The following is a 17,608-nucleotide window of genomic DNA, read 5'->3' as shown; positions in this document are numbered from 1 at the left end:
CCCGCTCACTTGGTCTTCGGGGCCAGCCACCGCGAGATCACGGTCGCCAGCAGGTTGAACAGCGTGATGATGAGGACCAGGGTGATCGCCGCACCCCAGATGCGCTCGAAGCCCGCCTGAGTGGGGTTGTTCCGCTCCGTGGTCATCAACAGCGGCAACGACGCCATCGGGCCGTCGAACAGGTTGTAGTTGATGAACGGCGCGTAGGCGGCGAGCACCAGCACCGGCGCGGTCTCGCCCATGACGCGGGCCAGGGCGAGCATGACGCCGGTCAGGATGCCCGACAGGGCCGTCGGGATGACGATCTTGACGATGGTCTTCCACTTCGGGATGCCCAGCGCGTAGGACGCCTCGCGCAGCTCGTCCGGGACGATCTTGAGCATCTCCTCGGTGGTCCGCACGATCACCGGCACCATGAGCAGCACCAGCGCCAGGGACACCGCGAAACCGCTGCGGCTGAAGCCGACAGTCGTGATCCACAGCGTGTAGACGAACAGCGCGGCCACGATCGACGGGACACCGGTGAGGATGTCGACCATGAACGTCGTGGCGCGGGCCAGCTTGGACCGGCCGCCGTACTCCACCAGGTAGATCGCGACGAACAGGCCGATCGGCACCGAGATCAGGCCGCACACCAGCGCCTGCACCAGCGTGCCGTAGATGGCGTGGTACGCGCCGCCGCCCTGCTGCCGCGACAGCAGGCCGGACAGCGACTTCTGCCACCAGTCCATGTCCAGCACGACCGGCAGGCCGCGCTGGATGACCGTGTACAGCACCCAGACCAGCGGGATGATGGCGATGCCGAACGCCAGGTACACCAGCGCCGTCGCCACACCGTTCTTGAACTTGCGGGCGCCGCTGACGCTCTGGAACGTCGGCGGCGTCGCGAGGCGGTTCAGGTCCGCCGTCTCGGTCGTCATTCGTACTCCTTGTGACCGGCGACGATGGACCGCGCCATCGCGTTGACGACGAAGGTCAGCACGAACAGCACCAGGCCCGCGGCGATGTAGGCGCCGGCCGACTTCGGGTCGTTGAACTCCGGCGCGGCGAGCGCGATCTTGGAGGCGAACGTGGCGCCGCCGTCGAACAGGCTCCAGCCGAACGCCTCGCTGGTGCCGCTGAGGATGATCATCAACGCGATGGTCTCGCCGAGCGCGCGGCCCAGGCCGAGCATCGAGGCGCTGACGTAACCGGCCTTGCCGAACGGCAGGACGGTGGTGCGCACGACCTCCCACTTGGTGGCGCCGAGCGCGATCGCGCCCTCCACGTGCGTGACCGGCGTGCGGTCGAACACCTCGCGGCTCACGGCGGTGATGATCGGGAGGATCATCACGGCGAGCACGATGCCGGCGGTGAAGATGGTGCCGCCCAGCTCGATGCTCACGTTGCCCTCGGCGAACAGCGGGATCCAGCCCAGGGTGCCCATCAGCCACTCGGCGAACGGCGTGAGCACCGGGCCGAGGACGAACAGGCCCCACAGGCCGAAGATGATCGACGGCACGGCGGAGAGCAGGTCGATGACGTACGCGAACGGCCGCGCGAGGCGGCGGGGCGCGTACTGGGTGAGGAACAGCGCGATGCCCAGGGCGATCGGCATCGCGATCAGCAGCGCGAGCGCGGACGACACCACGGTGACCAGGAGCAGGTCGAGGATGCCGAACCGCAGGTTGGCCACGTCGCCGGTGGACCACTCGCGGCTGGTGAGGAAGTTGACCTGGTCCAGCGCGAGGGAGGGGATCGCCTGGAGCAGCAGGAACAGGCCGATGGCCCCGATGAGGACCACGATGAAGATGCCCGAGCCGGTGGCGAGACCGCGGAAGATCCGGTCACCCGGCCGGACGTGGGGTGCTTTCTGGTCGGCTTCCGTGGTCGGGGGAATCGGAGCCTCCGAGTCGGGTCGAGCAGCCGGAACGCCCCGGCGGGCACCGGCAGTACCGGTGCCCGCGGGGCGCTTGGCCACGATGCGTTCGTTCATCGCGATGGCGCTGGCTGGAAGTGTGCCGGCCGGGTCAGGCGATGGCCTTGATGGCCGTCAGCAGCTTGTCCTGGAAGGCCTTGGGGAGCGGAGCGTAACCCGCGTCCGCCAGGCCCGCCTGACCGTCGGTGGCGGCCACGGTGAGGAACGCCTTCACGGCCTTGGCGGTGTCGGCGTCGTAGCCCTTCGAGCACACGATCTCGTAGGTGGCCAGCAGCAGCGGGTAGGCGCCCGAGGTGGTGGTGCCGTAGATCGAGTTCAGGTCGAGGACCAGGTCGTTGCCCTCGCCCTTGATCTTCGCGCCGTCGATGGCCTTGCCGACGGTCTCGTTGGTCAGCTCGACCGGGCCGGAGCCGGTGTCGATCTTGGCCAGGGACAGCTTGTTGTCCTGCGCGAAGGACAGCTCGACGTAGGTGATGGCGCCGTCGACCGAGCCCGCGGCCTGCGCGACACCGGCGGACTTCTCCTTGCCCTCGCCGACGCCGCCCTTGAACGCCTTGCCGGCGCCCTGGGTCCACGCGCCCTTCGAGGCGGCCTGGAGGTACAGCTGGAAGTTGTCCGTGGTGCCGGACTCGTCCGAGCGGTAGACGACCTTGATGTCCTTGTCCGGCAGGGAAGCGCTGCCGTTGAGGGCCTTGATGGCCGGGTCGTTCCACTTCTTGACGGTGCCGTTGAAGATCTTGGCGGCGACCTCGGCGGTCAGCACCAGGTCCTTGACGCCCTCGAGCTTGTAGCCTAGCGCGACCGGGCCGAACACCAGCGGCAGGTTCCACGCCGGGTTGCCCTTGCAGCGCTCGGCGGCCTTGTCGACCTCGCCCTTGTCCTTGGACAGCGGGGAGTCGGAGCCACCGAAGTCGACCTGCGCGGCGAGGAAGTTCTTCACGCCCGCGCCGGAGCCCGACGGGTTGTACGCCAGGTCGGAGCCGGCGCACTTCTGCTTGTAGGACTGGATGAACGTGTCGATCGCGTTCTTCTGGGCCGAGGAGCCCTCAGCGTTGAGCTTCGCCTTGCCGCCGCACTCGACCGCGACGGCGGGCGCGTTCGCGTTCGACGTGCCGCCGGCCGCGCCGGGGTTGTCGTCGCTACCACACGCGGTGAGCAAAAGCGCACCGGCCGCGAAAAGGCCGACAACGGCGCCGTGCCGCTTGGTCTTCACCTGGGTCCTCCACCTAACGGATGCGGGATCGGGCGACGAAGCTCGCCGCACGACACGGACGGTAGGCAGCGAGGGTGGACAAGCGCCCAGTAGAAGATGAACGAGAGGTGAACTCCACACGGGAGGTGACTAGGCACACCGCCCTTCGGGTGAACCCGTGACCTGCACGTTTGCGTGACGTGACCGGTCTGTCACTACTTGGCGTACTGGACGTCCGAGTCCCACTCGTCGAATCCCAACCGGCCGTACACGGCCAGTGCCGCAGCGTTGTCGGACTCGACGTAGAGCATGACCTCGCTGCGCCCGGTGCCGCGCAGGTGCTCCAGCCCGGCGAGCGTCAGCGCCTTGCCCAGGCCGCCGCCCTGCGCGTCGGGGTCGACGCCCACCACGTACACCTCGCCCAGGTCACCGGTGTGCGTCTTGGTCCAGTGGAAGCCCAGCAGGCGCTCCTCGGCGTCCACGGCGAGCAGGAAGCCCTTGGGGTCGAACCAGTGCTCGTGCTCCTTGTCGCGGACGTCCTCGATGCTCATGGACCCCTGCTCGGGGTGCCAGGAGAACGCGCGGTGGTTGACGTAGACGACGGCGGCCTCGTCCCGGCCCGGCTCGAACGTGCGCAGCCGGACGCCCTCGGGGAGCTTCGGCTCGGGCAGGGTGTCGTCGAGGGGGCGGCGCAGGCGCAGCAGCTCGCGGACCTTGCGGTAGCCGAGCTTGGCGGCGAGCGCTTGCGCGCCGGGGTGGCCACCGTGCGACCAGATCCGCAAGGGCGCAGCCCGCTCGGCCACTGCCGTGGCCAGGAGTGTGCCGACGCCTTTGCGGCGGTGCTCGGGGTGGACGGCGAGCTCGGCGACCTTGTTGCCGTCGGCGTCACCGAAGAGGTCGAGGTGGAGGTAACCCACCAAGGTGTGATCTTCGCGCACGAGCAGGTGATTGCTGCCGCGCGCACCCGGCCGGAGCCTCAGGACGACGGCCTCACCCACGGGGGCCACCCCGTTGTCGGCGTACTGGGCCGCTTCGACCAGGTCCATGACCTCACGGACCTGGTCGTCGCTCAGCTCCTCGAACCACGTCGATTCCACACCGCCGAACCTACTCGGTGATCATCGAACCGTCAGGCGACACGTCGCCCGACCACGCGAGGCCGCCGTCGGCTTGTCGCGCCGCCTTTCCCGACGATCAGCTTTTTCGATCGGCGGGAAACGCGGCGCGATGAGCCGACTTTCGGGCGGCCGAGCCGCGCGCCGGAGGCGCGCCATCAGGCCCTGAAGATCAGCTCAGCCTCGTCCATCGGCGAGTCCACGTCGATGACGTGCTCGGTCCGGCGGGTCGCACCCGGCCGCGGCGGACGGACGAACTTGTAGCCCACGTTGCGGACGGTGCCGATCAGGGACTCGTGCTCGGGGCCGAGCTTGGCGCGCAGGCGTCGGACGTGGACGTCGACCGTGCGGGTGCCGCCGAAGAAGTCGTAGCCCCACACCTCCTGGAGCAGCTGCGCGCGGGTGAAGACGCGGCCGGCGTGCTGGGCCAGGTACTTCAGCAGCTCGAACTCCTTGTAGGTGAGGTCGAGCGGACGGCCGCGCAGGCGGGCGGTGTAGGTGGCCTCGTCGATGACCAGCTCGCCGAGCTGCAACGAGCCGTCGCCGCCGGGCTGCGTCGTGCCGCGCCGGGACCGGACCAGGCGCAGGCGGGCGTCCACCTCGGCCGGGCCGGAGGTCGGCAGCAGGATCTCGTCCACGCTCCAGTCGGAGTTCACCGCCACCAGACCGCCCTCGGTGACGACCGCCACCACGGGCACGTCCACGCCGCTGGAGTCCAGCAGGCGGCACAGGCTGCGCGCGCCGACCAGGTCGGTCCGCGCGTCCACCAGGACGATGTCGTGGGGTCCTGCCTCCAGCAGCGCCGAGACCTCCGGGCGCAGCGGGCGCACGTCGTGCGGCAGCAGGGACAGCGCGGGCAGGACCGCCTCTGGGTCGGGATCGGTGGTCAGCAGCAGCACGTCGATGCTCATCGCGGGCCCTCTCGTTCGGCCGGTGTCTGGTCACCGGACCAGGCAGCGCGAAGTACGGTGACCGGGCCCCGTTGCCTGCGGATGACGGAGACGATACCGGTGCTCACCCCAAAAGGCCCAGGTCAGCAGGACAGGGTCACAGTTGTTTCCACAAGCGTCACGCGTGTTACACGCATGTCACACAACGCTCTCCTCCTCCGGGGAGTGCACATCAAACCCGCCCGACCCGGCTCCGACCTGGCGTTCGTCGTCGGCCACGGGTTCACCAACCACGTCCGCAAGCCGTTCGTGGCCCGCGTCCTGCGCCGCTTCGCCCTGCGCGGCGGGGTCGTCGCGCTCGACTTCCGCGGGCACGGCCTGTCCCAAGGGTTGAGCACGGTCGGCGACGACGAGGTGCACGACCTGGCCGCCGGGGTTTCGCTGGCCCGCGAACTCGGGTACCGACGCGTGGTGACCGTGGGCTTCTCGATGGGCGCGTCGATCGCGCTGCGCCACGCCGCCCTGGCCGACGAGCGCCCCGACGCCGTCGCCGCCGTGAGCAGCCCGTCCCGCTGGTGGGTGCGCGAGACGCCGGCCATGCGGCGCGTCCACTGGCTGCTGGAGCAGCCGCACGGCAGGCTGGCCGCGCGGGCGCTGGGCGTCCGGCTGGGCCCGCCGTGGCGCACCGCGCCGGAGAGCCCGCTGGAGGTCGTGCACCGCATCACGCCGACCCCACTGCTGCTCGTGCACGGTGAGGACGACCACTACTTCGGCCCCGCGCACGCGCGGGCGTTGCACCGGGCGGCGGGCGGCGACGCCGTCCTGTGGCTGGAACCACGGATCCGCCACGCGGAGTCGGCGATGACGCCCGCTCTGGTAGACCGGATCGCGACCTGGCTGGACCGAGAGTCTTCGTAGAAGGAAGTCGATGACCGTCACGCAGACCAAGCGCCGCCCCACCCGGGGCCGCAAGCTGATCATCGCGGGCCTGGTGGTGGTCGGCCTGCTGGTGGCCGCCGACTTCGGCCTGGCGGCGGCGGGCGAGTACCAGATCGCGCAGCGCATGCGGGACAAGCTGAACCTCAGCGAGGACCCGTCGGTGCGGATCAACGGCTTCCCGTTCCTGTTCCAGGCGGTCTCCGGCGACTACCGGGACATCGAGATCACCGCCACCGGCGTGCCGGTGCGCGACGACCTGCGCGACCTGGAGGTGCGGGCGAACCTCTACCACACCCGCATCGGCCTGTCCGACCTGCTCGCGGGCGACACCTCCCGCGCCACCATCGACCAGGTCCGGGGCAGCGTGAAGATCAAGGCCGCGGACCTGAACCGACTGGTCAACAACGTCACGCCGTTCACCGACATGGCGATCGAGCCGGACACCCGGCCCGAGGCCACCCCCACCCCGGCGCCGGAGAAGCCGGACCCGACGCGCGCGGCGGTGAAGCTCAGCGGCAACACCACGGTCGCCGGGCGCAAGCTGCGGATCACCGCGTACGGGTCGGTGACGCTGGTCAACGAGCAGGTGGCGGTGGCCGTGCAGGACGTCGAGCTGGACGACACGTCGCTGGCGGGCCTGGCGGAGGTGCTGGGCGCGGTGCGGTCCGCGCTGAGCGTGACCATCGACCCGGGCCGGCTGCCCTTCACGGTGACGCCGACGGCTGTCAAAGTGGAGAGCGGGGCCTTCACCGTCGAGGGCACGATCAACGACATCCCCCTTGATGGAGTGCGATGACCGGGGCGTGGGCGGTGCTCGGGGCGGTCGCCGTGGTGGCGGTCGTCGGGGTGCTGCTGCGCGTCCACGGTGGGAGGGTGCGGGTGACCGCGAAGCCGCGTGACGACCTGCCCGGCCCGGTGCGCGACCTGCTCGACCCGGCGACCCCGGTGACCCTGCTCCAGATCTCCACGACGTTCTGCGCGCCCTGCCGGCACACCCGCGTGCTGCTGTCCGACCTCGCCGACCGGACGCACGGACTTCGGCATGTCGAACTCGACGTCACCAACCTGCCGGACGTGGCCGCCGGGCTGGGTGTCCTGCGCACCCCGACGACGCTCGCGCTGGATGCGTCGGGTGCCGAGCTGCTCCGGGTCGGAGGCGTTCCGAAACGGGACACGCTCCTTGCGGCTTTGCGGCCCCACCTGCCTCGACCGATCGGGTGAACCTGGGTACTCCCACCCTTTGGACACCACTCCCGGCATGGGGGACGAGCGGCTAGTCTCGTCGCCATGAACAGCCTGCTGACCAAGCGACTCGCGGTGGACCTGTGCCGCGTCCGCAGCAGCCTGTGTCGCGCGGCGAGCTGACCGGGCGGATCACGGGCTGCCGGACACCCTTGACGGGTGGGTCCGCGAGCCCCTAACACCGCCTGAAGACGGACTGCCCAGTCATGTCACCGTCAGGAGGTCGCCGTGTCGAAAGATGCCCCCGTGGACCCACGAGGTCCCCGCTTCAGCGCCTGGATCACCACCGCCATCCTCGTGGTCGTGCTGCTGACCGGGTCGTGGCGGCTCCTCGCGGCGCAGACCGTCCTGTTCGGCCTGTGCGCGTTCATCTCGCTCAAGCTCAACCCGTGGGGCCACGTCTACCGGTTCGCCGTCCAGCCGAGGCTCACGCCCACGTCCGAGCGGGAGGAAGCCGCCCCGCTGCGGTTCGCGCAGGGCGTCGGGTTCGCCTTCGCCCTGGTCGGCACGATCGGGTACGCCTCCGGTCTCACCGCGCTCGGAGTGGTCGCCACGTCCGCCGCGCTGGTCGCCGCGCTGCTCAACGCCGCGCTCGGCCTGTGCCTGGGCTGCGAGATGTTCCTGCTCCTGCGCCGCTACGCCCCAGCCCTCGCACGCCCGCAGTAAGAAACGAAAGAAACAGGAGCCGCTCGATGAGCCGTGAAGACGTCCTGGTCTCGGCCGCTTGGTCGGAGGAGAACCTCGACACGCCCGGTGTGGTGTTCGTGGAGGTCGACGAGGACACCACTGCCTACGACGGGGGCCACATCCCCGGCGCGGTGAAGGTCGACTGGAAGAACGAGCTCCAGGACCCGGTCCGCCGCGACTTCGTCGACCGCGCGGGCTTCGAGAAGCTCCTGTCGGCCAAGGGCATCTCCAACGACGACACCGTGGTCCTGTACGGCGGCAACAACAACTGGTTCGCGGCCTACGCGTACTGGTACTTCAAGCTGTACGGCCACACCGCGGTCAAGCTGCTCGACGGTGGCCGCAAGAAGTGGGAGCTCGACGGCCGCCCGCTGGACAAGGAGCCGGTCGAGCGCCCGGCGACGGAGTACCAGGCGCAGGAGCAGGACCTGTCGATCCGGGCGTTCCGCGACGAGGTCGTGGAGTCCATCGGCAACCGCAACCTGGTCGACGTGCGCTCGCCCGACGAGTTCTCCGGCAAGCTCCTCGCGCCCGCCCACCTGCCGCAGGAGCAGGCGCAGCGCGCGGGCCACATCCCCGGCGCGATCAACGTGCCGTGGAGCAAGGCGGCCAACGAGGACGGCACGTTCAAGTCCGACGAGGAACTGGCCGAGATCTACGGCGAGGCCGGCTTCGACGGCTCCCGCAAGACGATCGCCTACTGCCGCATCGGCGAGCGCTCGTCCCACACCTGGTTCGCGCTGCACGAGCTGCTGGGCCACCAGGACGTGAAGAACTACGACGGTTCGTGGACCGAATACGGCTCGCTGGTCGGCGTGCCGGTCGAGCTCGGCAGTGGCAAGGAGGCCTGAGGTATGAGCGACGGTTGCGGCGCGCCCGTGCAGGGTGTCGAGGTCGAGGTCGGTTCCGGCGAGGTCGTGCTGACCGGCAAGGTCAGCGACGCGTCGGGCCCGGTGGGCGGCGCTTTCGTGCGACTGCTGGACTCGTCCGGCGAGTTCACCGCCGAGGTGGTGTCCTCCCCGCAGGGCGACTTCCGCTTCTACGCGGCCCCGGGCACGTGGACCATCCGCGCCCTGCACCGGTCGGGCAACGGCCAGGCGTCGGTGTCGGCGGAGGGGCCGGGCGTGCACCCGGTCGAGGTCGCGGTGGCTTGAGTTGTCCTGAGTTGTTCGGAGCGCACGGGTCCGCCCGGCGCTACCGCAGAAGGCCCCGGTGGCACCCGCTGCCGGGGCCTTCGCCTTGCACGGGCTTGGTGGGCCGGGCCTGGGCTGCGAGCAGGGCTGAGCGGTGGACGGGCATGGGCTGCGCTGGGCAACCCGGGCTCCGGCGGGCGGCCTGTGCTGGCTACGGACTGGGCTGCGGGAAGCTTGGCTGCGGCGGCGAAGCCGTCGGTGGTGGCGGGCCGCTGCTGCGGCCGACGCGAGCGACAAGACGGCAGGGCGGGCAGCGGCCGTGGGGTCGTGGCGTTGACCACCGTGGTCGGTGGCAAGGAGCGGGCGGGCGATAAACTCGGTGGGTGGAACACTTCTTCACAGGCCTCTTGGTCTTCGTGTCGTTGCTCGTCGTGTGGTTCGCCGGGTACGTCGTCTACCGGCTGTACTCCGACCAGCGCTGATGACCGACAACGCACCCGTGCCGGGCAGTGGTGACGCGGCGGTGCAGGCGGCTGCCGCGCGTGCCGAGGTGACCCGTAGTCGCAACCTCCCGCAGTTCGACGACCTGCCGATCCCGGCGGACACCGCGAACCTGCGTGAAGGTCCTTCGCTGCACGACGCCTGCCTGGCGCTGCTGCCGCTGGTCGGCGTGTGGCGTGGCGAAGGGGAAGTGGTCTACCCGACGATCGACGGGCCGTACCGGTTCGGGCAGCAGATCACGTTCGCGCACGACGGTCGCCCGTTCCTGTACTACGAAGCCCGCTCGTGGCTGCTGGACGCCGACGGCAACGTCGTCCGGCCCGCCGCCCGGGAGACCGGCTTCTGGCGCCCCCAGGCCGACGACACGATCGAGGTCCTCCTCACCCACAACACGGGGATCGTGGAGTTGTACTACGGCAAGCCGCGCACCCAGACCTCCTGGGAGCTGGGCACCGACGCGGTCATCCGCACGGCCACCGCCAAGGAGGTCACCGGTGCGCAGCGGCTGTACGGCATCGTCAACAACGGCGACCTGGCCTACGTCGAGGAGCGCGCGATGGTCGGCCAGCCGCTCCAGCCGCACACCTCGGCCCACCTGAAGCGAGTCGTCGGCTAGCCGAGAAGGATTGTTCAACAATCCTCTTGTAGGCCGTACGCTGTACCCATGCGACTGCGGCGTTGCGGGACCGACGCGGTGTTGGTCGAGGTGGACTCGCTCGGTGAGGTCGAGGCGGTGCGGGCCGCTGTCCACGCCGCCGCGTTGCCCGAGGTGGTGGAGTTGGTGCCCGCCGCTCGGACCGTCCTGATCGGTGCCCGGCCGGGTGGGTTGGCGGCGGTGCGGCGGGTGCTGGAGACCGTCGACCTCGATCACCGCGTCGAGTCGCAGCCGCGCGAGGTGGTCATCCCGGTCGTGTACGACGGGCCGGACCTCGGTCTGGTCGCCGAGACCGCCGGGGTCGAGCCCGACGAGGTGGTCCGGCTGCACACGTCTGCGAGCTACTCGGTGGCGTTCTGCGGGTTCGCGCCCGGGTTCGCCTACCTGGTCGGGCTGCCCGAACCCCTCCGGCAGGCCCGGCTCGACTCGCCGCGCACGAAGGTCCCGGCGGGCTCGGTCGGGGTCGCGGGCGAGTACACCGCCGCCTACCCCAGGGCCACCCCGGGCGGCTGGCGGCTGATCGGCCGGACCGACGCCCCGCTGTTCGACCCGCGCCGCGACCCCGCCGCCCTCCTCCAGCCCGGCGACCGGGTCCGCTTCGAGGCCACCGCATGACCGCGAACACCGCAGCGACCCCCGCCGACCGCACCCCCGCCGCCACCGACGGCACCGCCATCGACAGGTCCGCGAACACCCCCGCCGACCGCGCCGCCACCGACCGCGCCGCCAGGACCGTCACGGTCCTGCGCACCGGACCGCAGACCTTGGTCCAGGACCTGGGCCGCCCCGGTCACGCGCACCTCGGCGTCCCGCCCTCCGGCGCCCTCGACCAGCCCTCGCTGCGCCTGGCCAACCGCCTGGTCGGCAACCCCGAGCACGCCGCCGGCCTCGAAGTCCTCCTCGGCGGCCTCCACCTGCGCGCGGACACCGCCTGCACGGTCGCCGTCACCGGGCCGTGCACGCCCACCCTGGTCAACGGCGTCCACCGCGACTCCCCGGTCCATCTCCGCCCCGGCGACGAACTCGCCCTCGGCACCCCGACCGGCGGCCTGCGCACCTACGTGGCCCTCTCCGGCGGCATCGCGACCGCCCCCGAACTCGGCAGCCGCGCCACCGACCTGCTCTCCGGCATCGGCCCCGCACCCCTCCAGCCGCACGACGTCCTCCCCCTGGGCACGCCCACCGGCATCCCGACCGGCGCGGACGTCCTCGTCCCCGTCCAGGTCCCCGCCGAGCTCGACCTCCCGCTCCTGCTCGGCCCCCGCGACGACTGGTTCGACGACCCCACCGGACAACTCCGCCACGGCCGCTGGACGGTCTCCGACCGCAGCAACCGGGTCGGCCTGCGCCTCCAAGGCACCCCGCTCACTCGAACCAAAAACCAGGAACTCCCCAGCGAAGGCCTGGTCACCGGTGCGGTCCAGGTCCCCAAGGACGGTCTGCCGGTGATCTTCCTGGCCGACCACCCGACCACCGGCGGCTACCCGGTGATCGGCGTCGTCCCGCCCCGCGCGCTCCCCCTGCTGGGCCAGGCCCGACCGGGGACCGCGGTCCGCTTCCGCCCACAGGGCTGAACGGACGCAATTGGTCTAGACCCATTGTCATTCGCGGTCGCACGACCTACTTTCGGTACCTGGCCGCCGTGGTTCTCGAACGATTCCCTGTCAATCGAGAGGCACAACCATGCGCCGACTAGCCATCGCGCTGGTGGCACTCGCCACCGCAGCCCTAGCCGTCCCCGGCGCGGCGTCCGCCGCCACCGGACTCACCGCCACCTTCAGCAGAACCGGCACCACGGGCAAGTTCGTGGTCGCCAACCCGACGACAGCCGCCATCTCCGGCTGGTCGATCAAGTTCGACCTGCCGGCCGGCGTGACGGTCAGCGGCGTGCAGAACGCGACGACCACCCAGAACGGCACCAAGGTCACGCTCACCCCCGCCTACTACATCACCACCGTCCAGGCGGGCCGCACCACCGAGCCGTTCAGCCCGAGCTTCACGCTCAGCGCGGCCGTCGACCCCACCAGCTGCACGATCAACGGCTACAACTGCGACGGCAGCGGCGACCCGCCCCCGCCGCCGGCCCCGGTCACCGCCGACTTCAGCCTCAGCGGCAGCACGGGCAAGTTCGTCGTCAACAACAACACCGACACCACACTGGCGGACTGGGCGATCACGTTCACCCTGCCCAGCGGTGTCACGGCGGGCAACGCCCAGAACGGCACGATCAGCCAGTCCGGCACGACCGTGACCCTGGCCCCGGTGCACTACAACAAGTCCGTCGGCGCACGCAGGTCCACCGAGCCCTACAGCCCGACGTTCACCCTCAGCCGCGCGGTCGAACCGGTGACCTGCCGGATCAACAACGCCAACTGCGACGGGTCGCCGGACGTCCCGCCCACCACCCCCACGAACCTCACGTCCCCGGTCAAGACCACCAAGACGGTGTCCCTGACCTGGAACCCGTCCACCCCCGGCTCCCTGCCGATCGCGGGCTACGAGGTCTACAACGGCACCACCCTGGCCACCACGGTCACCGGCACCACCGCGACCGTCACCGGCCTCACCCCGAACACCGCCTACACGTTCACGGTGAAGGCCAAGGACGCCAAGGGCACCACCTCGCCGGCGAGCAACCAGCTGGCCGTCACCACCAATAATCCGGCCGACGACACGACCCCGCCGTCCGCGCCGGGCACCCTGCGCAGCACGGCCAAGGACTCGGGCAGCGTGACGCTGGCCTGGGACGCCTCCACCGACAACAAGGGCGTCGCGAATTACGACGTCTACGTCGGCACGACGGTGAAGGCCACGGTCATCGGCACCACGGCCAAGGTGGACGGCCTGTCCCCGTCCACGGAGTACGCGTTCTCGGTCAAGGCCCGCGACCTCTACGACAACATCTCGGCCCCCAGCAACACCATCAAGGTGTCCACTGCGGACATCGTCGGCGGGTACGCCAGGATCGGCTACTTCGTCCAATGGGGCATCTACGGCCGCCAGTTCTTCGTGAAGAACCTCGACACCAACGGTTCCGCCGCGAAGCTGACCCACATCAACTACGCGTTCGGCAACATCGACCCGGTCAACCTGACCTGCCTGCAAGGCGTCACCAAGGGCACCTCGCCCAACCCGCAGGACCCCAACCAGGGCGACGGCGCGGGTGACGCGGAAGCCGACTACAGCAGGCCGTTCAGCGCCGCGCAGTCCGTGGACGGCGTGGCCGACACCGGCTGGGAGCCGTTGCGCGGCAACTTCAACCAGCTCAAGAAGCTCAAGGCCAAGCACCCGCACCTGAAGATCCTGATCTCGCTGGGCGGGTGGACGTACTCGAAGTACTTCTCGGACGTGGCCAGGACCGACGCGTCCCGCAAGAAGTTCGTGGCGTCCTGCCTGGACATCTACCTCAAGGGCAACCTCCCGACCTACAACGCGGCGGGCGGTCCGGGCACGGCCGCGGGCATCTTCGACGGCGTGGACCTCGACTGGGAGTGGCCGGGCGCGGAAGGCCACCCGGGCAACCACGTGAGCCCCGACGACAAGCGCAACAACACGCTCCTGATCGAGGAGTTCCGGCGGCAGATGGACGAGCTGAGCACGACCACCGGCAAGCGCTACCAGCTGACCGCGTTCACCCCGGCCGACCGCGGCAAGATCGAGGCGGGCTGGGAGCTGGGCCGGGTCGCGCAGTCGATGGACGTCTTCAACGTCCAGGGCTACGACTTCCACGGCTCGGGCAGCGACAACTCGTGGGAGCCCAACCGCACCGGCCACCAGGGCAACCTGTACCCGGACGCGGACGACCCGTACCCGTTCCACTTCAGCGTCGAGGACTCGGTCAACGCCTACCTCGAAGCCGGCGTGCACCCGCGCAAGATCACCGTGGGCCTGGCCTTCTACGGCCGCGGGTGGCAGGGCGTGCAGGACGGCGGGAAGAAGGGCGAGTGGCAGTCGGCGACCGGCGCGGCGCCGGGGCAGTTCGCGGAGGAGGCCGGGACGCGCGGGTACTCCAACCTGATCGCGAGCGTGCCGAACTGCACGGTGGTCCACGACGAGGCCGCGGTGGCGACCTCCTGCTTCACCGGCAACGGCGGGCAGTGGTGGACCTTCGACGACGTCTGGTCGATCCAGAAGAAGACCGCGTGGTTCAAGCAGCGCGGGCTGCTGGGCGCGATGATCTGGGAGATGTCCGGTGACACCGGCACCCTGATGAGCGCCGTCGACGCGGGCCTGAAGTAGGCGGTGGCCGCTCCGGGGGCGGAGGAGGCCCCCGGAGCGGCTCAGGCCCCGGACGCTTCCACCAGCACCTCTCCGGCCGTCGTGCGGACGTAGAGCACCGAACGCCCGGCCCGCCGCCGCTCCACCAGCCCGGCGTCGCGCAGCACTCGCAGGTGCCGGCCCACCGAGCCCAGCGCCTGCCCGGTCACCGCGACCAGTTGGGTGGTGCTCAAGGGTGTCGCGAGCAGGGTCAGCAGGCCTGCGCGCGCCGGTCCGACCAGCGCCTCCAACGCGGCCGGCACGGGTCGTCGGTCCTCGGCGAGCACCCCGAGGCACGGGTAGACGACGGCGTACCGTTCCCGCCCCTCCCACGACACCCAACTCGTCCGAGGCGTCACGGGCATGAACAGCAGGTCCGCCCCGGCGGCGATCTCACGCGGCGGGTACGCGTTGTGGTTGACCTGGAACCGGCTCTCGCCGAGCCACCGCGTGCCGGGTTTCAGGGAGTCCAGCACGGCCGCCCAGCCGCCCCGGCTGACCAGCGCGGTCCGCGCGACCATGTCGGCCTCCATGACCCGCCGCCGGCGCTCCCAGTACGGCCGCACGGCCCGCTCCCACACGTGGGTCAGCAGCACGGTCGCCCGTTCGGGGAGGTCGTCGCGGTTCAACACCGCCGGGAGCGGCCCTTTCAGCGACACCCGCAGGTTGTCCCGCGCCTGCTCGGCCCCGGTCGCCCGCACCCGGGCCACGGTCCCCTCGAAGCTCTCGCCGACGACGGAGGTGGGGCAGAAGAAGTCGGCGATCCAGGACTTCCCCAGCGCGGCCTCCACCAGCGGCCCCGCCACCGGGTCGGCCGCGAGGTGGGCGCGGTAGCCGGGCAGGTGGTCCCGGAGCCAGGCGTCCTCGCCGGGGTGGGCGCCCGTGCCCGTGTGCAGCAGCCGGAGGCTCGCGAAGGTCTCGGCGAACGGCGAGAGCACGAACCGGCTGCGGGCGAGGGTGTCGGCGTCGATCTGCCACAAGCCCATGCGGAGATGACCTTTCGCGTGTCGGCGAAACAATAACCACGGACGTGAGCCGCTCCGAGAATTCCGGCTCATGCGCAGCTACCGCTCCCTGTTCCGCGCGCCGGAGTTCACCCCGTTCCTGCTGTCCTTCGCGGGGTTCGCCGCGGCCCAGACGATCGGCGGCCTCGCCCTGGGCACCCTGGTGTTCCGGGCCACCGGGTCCCCGTTCCTGTCGGCGATGAGCATGTTCGGCCCGCAGTTGGCGCAGCTCGTGGGCGGCATGGTCCTGCTGTCGGCGGCCGACCGCGTGCCGCCGCGGGCGATCCTGACCGGTCTGGGCCTCGCCTTCGCGGCCGTCACGGCGGTGCTGGCGCTGCCCCTGCCGTTGTGGGCGGTGTTCGCGGTGCTGCTGCTCCAGGGCTTGATCGCGTCGCTGGGCGGTGGGGTGCGCGGCGGGCTGCTGACCGAGATCCTGTCCAAGGACGGGTACGTGCTGGGCCGGTCGGTCTACAACATGCTCTGGGGCCTGGTGCAGGTCACCGGGTTCGCGACCGGCGGCGTGCTGCTGACCGTGCTGTCCCCGCGGACCTGTCTGCTGCTCGCGGCGGCGCTGTACGCGCTGTCGGCCCTGGTCACCCGCCTGGGTCTGACGGCACGCCCGCCGCGGGCCAAAGGCCGACCGTCCGTCTCTGCGACCTGGCGCACCAACACCCTGCTGCTGTCGTCCCGCCCCCGCGTGCTCACCTACCTGGGCCTGTGGGTCCCGAACGGCCTGGTGGTCGGCGGCGACTCCCTCTACGTCTCCTACGCCCCGCACGCCGCAGGCACCTTGTACGCCTGCGGCGCGCTCGGCATGTTCGCCGGCGACCTGGCGGTGGGCCGCCTGGTGCCGCCCGCCCTCCGCCCCAGGCTCGCGACACCGCTGCGGCTGCTGCTGGCCGCGCCCTACCTGTTCTTCGTCCTGCAACCTGGGGTCGTGCTGTCGGCGGTGGCGGTCACGGTCGCGTCGGTCGGCTTCGCGGCCAGCCTGGTCCTCCAGGAACGGCTGATGTCCTTGACGCCCGACGACCTCGCCGGCCAGGCCCTGGGCCTGCACGGCACCGGAATGGTCGCCTTCCAGGGCGTCGGCGTGCTGCTCGCGGGCACGCTCGCCCAGCTCACCACGCCGGGCACGGCCATCACGCTGATGGCCGCCGCCTCGGTCGCCGTGACCCTGACCCTCGCCGCGCTGGGCCGCCGGGTGCCCGCCCGGCTCTAGTACTCCGACTCGTACAGGTCGGCCAGCTCGGCGTGCACCGCCGTCGAGTCGGGCAGCGACTTGCCGTCCAGCGTGTGCACGCGGGTGAGCTTGCGCACGCTGGACGCCAGCACCACGGCGTCCGCCCCGTACAGCTCGTCGACCTCGATCGGCGCCACCTCGACCTGCCAGCCCGCGCGCGAGGCCGCCCGGAACAGCGCGGCCTGGGTCGTGCCCGGCAGGATGCCCAGGTCCGACGGCGGCGTGGTCAGGGTGCGGCCCCGGGCGACGACCACCGTGGACGTCGGCCCCTCCAGCACCGAGCCGGACGACGTGGTGAACACGACCTCCGCCGCGCCCCGGCGTTCGGCTTCCCGCAGGGCGGCCATGTTGACCGCGTAGGACAGCGACTTGGCGCTGAGCAGCAACCACGGCGCCCGGTCCATCAGGCCCGGCTCGATGCCCCGGTCCAGGGTCACCGCCGCCAGGCCCTCAGCGCGCTGCGCCAGGACCTTCGGCGAGATGTCCATGCCCAGCGCGAACGCGGTGGGTGTGCCGTCGCCGCCCTCGACACCCCGGGTCATCACCAGCTTGAGGGCGATCTCCCGGCCGCCGGTCCAGTTGCCCAGGACCACCTCCACCGCCCGCTCGAAGCCGGCGCGGTCGGGGTCGGGCAGGTCCAGCATCGCGGCCGAGCGGGCCAGGCGGTCCAGGTGCGGGGCCAGCTCCCGGGGCTTGCCGTCGACGACGAGGATCGTCTCGAAGACGCCGTCGCCGCGCATGAGACCGAGGTCGTCCACGCGGATGAGGGGTGAGTCGGGGTCGGCCCGGGTTCCGTCCAAGAGGGCGAGCACGCGCATACCGTGAGACTACTCAC

At 70.9% G+C, this 17,608-nt stretch carries 19 protein-coding genes; 12 read left to right on the top strand and 7 right to left on the bottom strand.

Annotation, left to right across the window (positions count from 1 at the left end; all coding sequences use genetic code 11):
• Nucleotides 1-5: 5 nt before the first annotated feature.
• The 5 genes from pstA to WBN91_RS19425 all read right to left on the bottom strand — a co-directional run bounded on the left by pstA (nt 6) and on the right by WBN91_RS19425 (nt 5,136).
• Nucleotides 6-920 carry a phosphate ABC transporter permease PstA gene (gene pstA / locus WBN91_RS19445; protein ID WP_337725241.1) on the bottom strand — a complete coding sequence of 305 codons (915 nt, stop codon included), beginning with the start codon at nt 918-920 and terminating at the stop codon, nt 6-8.
• Nucleotides 917-1,975: a phosphate ABC transporter permease subunit PstC gene (gene pstC / locus WBN91_RS19440; RefSeq protein ID WP_337725242.1), complete on the bottom strand. Its 1,059-nt coding sequence runs from the start codon at nt 1,973-1,975 to the stop codon at nt 917-919. Before pstC ends, pstA begins: the two co-directional genes overlap by 4 nt.
• A gap of 34 nt (nt 1,976-2,009) precedes the next feature.
• Nucleotides 2,010-3,131, bottom strand: coding sequence for a phosphate ABC transporter substrate-binding protein PstS (gene pstS, locus WBN91_RS19435; protein ID WP_337725243.1), 1,122 nt, complete (start codon nt 3,129-3,131; stop codon nt 2,010-2,012).
• 194 nt (nt 3,132-3,325) lie between these two features.
• Nucleotides 3,326-4,207, bottom strand: coding sequence for a mycothiol synthase (gene mshD / locus WBN91_RS19430; RefSeq protein ID WP_337725244.1), 882 nt, complete (start codon nt 4,205-4,207; stop codon nt 3,326-3,328).
• Nucleotides 4,208-4,383: 176 nt separating this feature from the next.
• Nucleotides 4,384-5,136, bottom strand: coding sequence for a response regulator transcription factor (locus WBN91_RS19425; RefSeq protein WP_337725245.1), 753 nt, complete (start codon nt 5,134-5,136; stop codon nt 4,384-4,386).
• 204 nt (nt 5,137-5,340) lie between these two features.
• On the opposite strand from WBN91_RS19425, the gene WBN91_RS19420 reads away from it, so the two are divergent.
• The 11 genes from WBN91_RS19420 to WBN91_RS19375 all read left to right on the top strand — a co-directional run bounded on the left by WBN91_RS19420 (nt 5,341) and on the right by WBN91_RS19375 (nt 14,511).
• The gene (locus WBN91_RS19420; protein WP_337725246.1) at nt 5,341-6,033 is read left to right on the top strand and encodes an alpha/beta hydrolase family protein; all 693 of its coding nucleotides are present in this window, start codon (nt 5,341-5,343) and stop codon (nt 6,031-6,033) included.
• Between the two features lie 10 nt (nt 6,034-6,043).
• Nucleotides 6,044-6,850, top strand: coding sequence for an LmeA family phospholipid-binding protein (locus WBN91_RS19415; RefSeq protein ID WP_337725247.1), 807 nt, complete (start codon nt 6,044-6,046; stop codon nt 6,848-6,850).
• Entirely contained in the window at nt 6,847-7,275 is a 429-nt protein-coding gene (locus WBN91_RS19410; protein WP_337725248.1) for a TlpA family protein disulfide reductase, read from the top strand. The genes WBN91_RS19415 and WBN91_RS19410 overlap by 4 nt, the downstream gene beginning before the upstream one ends.
• 66 nt (nt 7,276-7,341) lie before the next feature.
• Nucleotides 7,342-7,419 carry a putative leader peptide gene (locus tag WBN91_RS39190; protein ID WP_358256176.1) on the top strand — a complete coding sequence of 26 codons (78 nt, stop codon included), beginning with the start codon at nt 7,342-7,344 and terminating at the stop codon, nt 7,417-7,419.
• A 105-nt stretch (nt 7,420-7,524) separates the two neighbouring features.
• Complete coding sequence (locus WBN91_RS19405) at nt 7,525-7,962, top strand: DUF4395 domain-containing protein (protein WP_337725249.1); 438 nt, start codon at nt 7,525-7,527, stop codon at nt 7,960-7,962.
• Nucleotides 7,963-7,988: 26 nt separating this feature from the next.
• Nucleotides 7,989-8,834, top strand: a complete 846-nt coding sequence (locus WBN91_RS19400) for a sulfurtransferase (protein WP_337725250.1) — start codon at nt 7,989-7,991, stop codon at nt 8,832-8,834.
• Between the two features lie 3 nt (nt 8,835-8,837).
• Nucleotides 8,838-9,137: a DUF1416 domain-containing protein gene (locus tag WBN91_RS19395; protein ID WP_337725251.1), complete on the top strand. Its 300-nt coding sequence runs from the start codon at nt 8,838-8,840 to the stop codon at nt 9,135-9,137.
• A gap of 460 nt (nt 9,138-9,597) precedes the next feature.
• Nucleotides 9,598-10,233 (top strand): FABP family protein, encoded by a 636-nt coding sequence (locus tag WBN91_RS19390; protein WP_443217753.1) that lies wholly within the window; start codon nt 9,598-9,600, stop codon nt 10,231-10,233.
• Nucleotides 10,234-10,281: 48 nt separating this feature from the next.
• A complete protein-coding gene (gene pxpB / locus WBN91_RS19385) occupies nt 10,282-10,887 on the top strand; it encodes a 5-oxoprolinase subunit PxpB (protein ID WP_337725252.1) in 606 nt (201 codons plus the stop codon).
• On the top strand, nt 10,884-11,846 hold the full coding sequence (locus tag WBN91_RS19380) for a biotin-dependent carboxyltransferase family protein (protein WP_337725253.1): 963 nt from the start codon (nt 10,884-10,886) through the stop codon (nt 11,844-11,846). The genes pxpB and WBN91_RS19380 overlap by 4 nt, the downstream gene beginning before the upstream one ends.
• Before the next feature lie 109 nt (nt 11,847-11,955).
• The gene (locus WBN91_RS19375) at nt 11,956-14,511 is read left to right on the top strand and encodes a glycosyl hydrolase family 18 protein (RefSeq protein WP_337725254.1); all 2,556 of its coding nucleotides are present in this window, start codon (nt 11,956-11,958) and stop codon (nt 14,509-14,511) included.
• A 41-nt stretch (nt 14,512-14,552) separates the two neighbouring features.
• On the opposite strand, the gene WBN91_RS19370 is transcribed toward WBN91_RS19375, so the two are convergent.
• Nucleotides 14,553-15,515, bottom strand: a complete 963-nt coding sequence (locus WBN91_RS19370) for an ArsR/SmtB family transcription factor (RefSeq protein WP_337725255.1) — start codon at nt 15,513-15,515, stop codon at nt 14,553-14,555.
• Between the two features lie 70 nt (nt 15,516-15,585).
• Here WBN91_RS19370 and WBN91_RS19365 point away from each other — a divergent pair, with 70 nt between their 5' ends.
• Entirely contained in the window at nt 15,586-16,752 is a 1,167-nt protein-coding gene (locus tag WBN91_RS19365; protein ID WP_337725256.1) for an MFS transporter, read from the top strand.
• Here WBN91_RS19365 and WBN91_RS19360 read toward each other — a convergent pair.
• Nucleotides 16,749-17,591, bottom strand: a complete 843-nt coding sequence (locus WBN91_RS19360; RefSeq protein WP_337725257.1) for an aminodeoxychorismate lyase — start codon at nt 17,589-17,591, stop codon at nt 16,749-16,751. The two genes, WBN91_RS19365 and WBN91_RS19360, sit on opposite strands and share 4 nt — an antisense overlap.
• Nucleotides 17,592-17,608 lie beyond the last annotated feature (17 nt).

This window comes from Saccharothrix sp. CCNWYY140 (genome assembly GCF_037401995.1).
Classification (GTDB): domain Bacteria; phylum Actinomycetota; class Actinomycetes; order Mycobacteriales; family Pseudonocardiaceae; genus Actinosynnema.
Note: the sequence above shows the minus strand (reverse complement) of the source record. Positions and strands in the feature narration are given on the sequence as shown.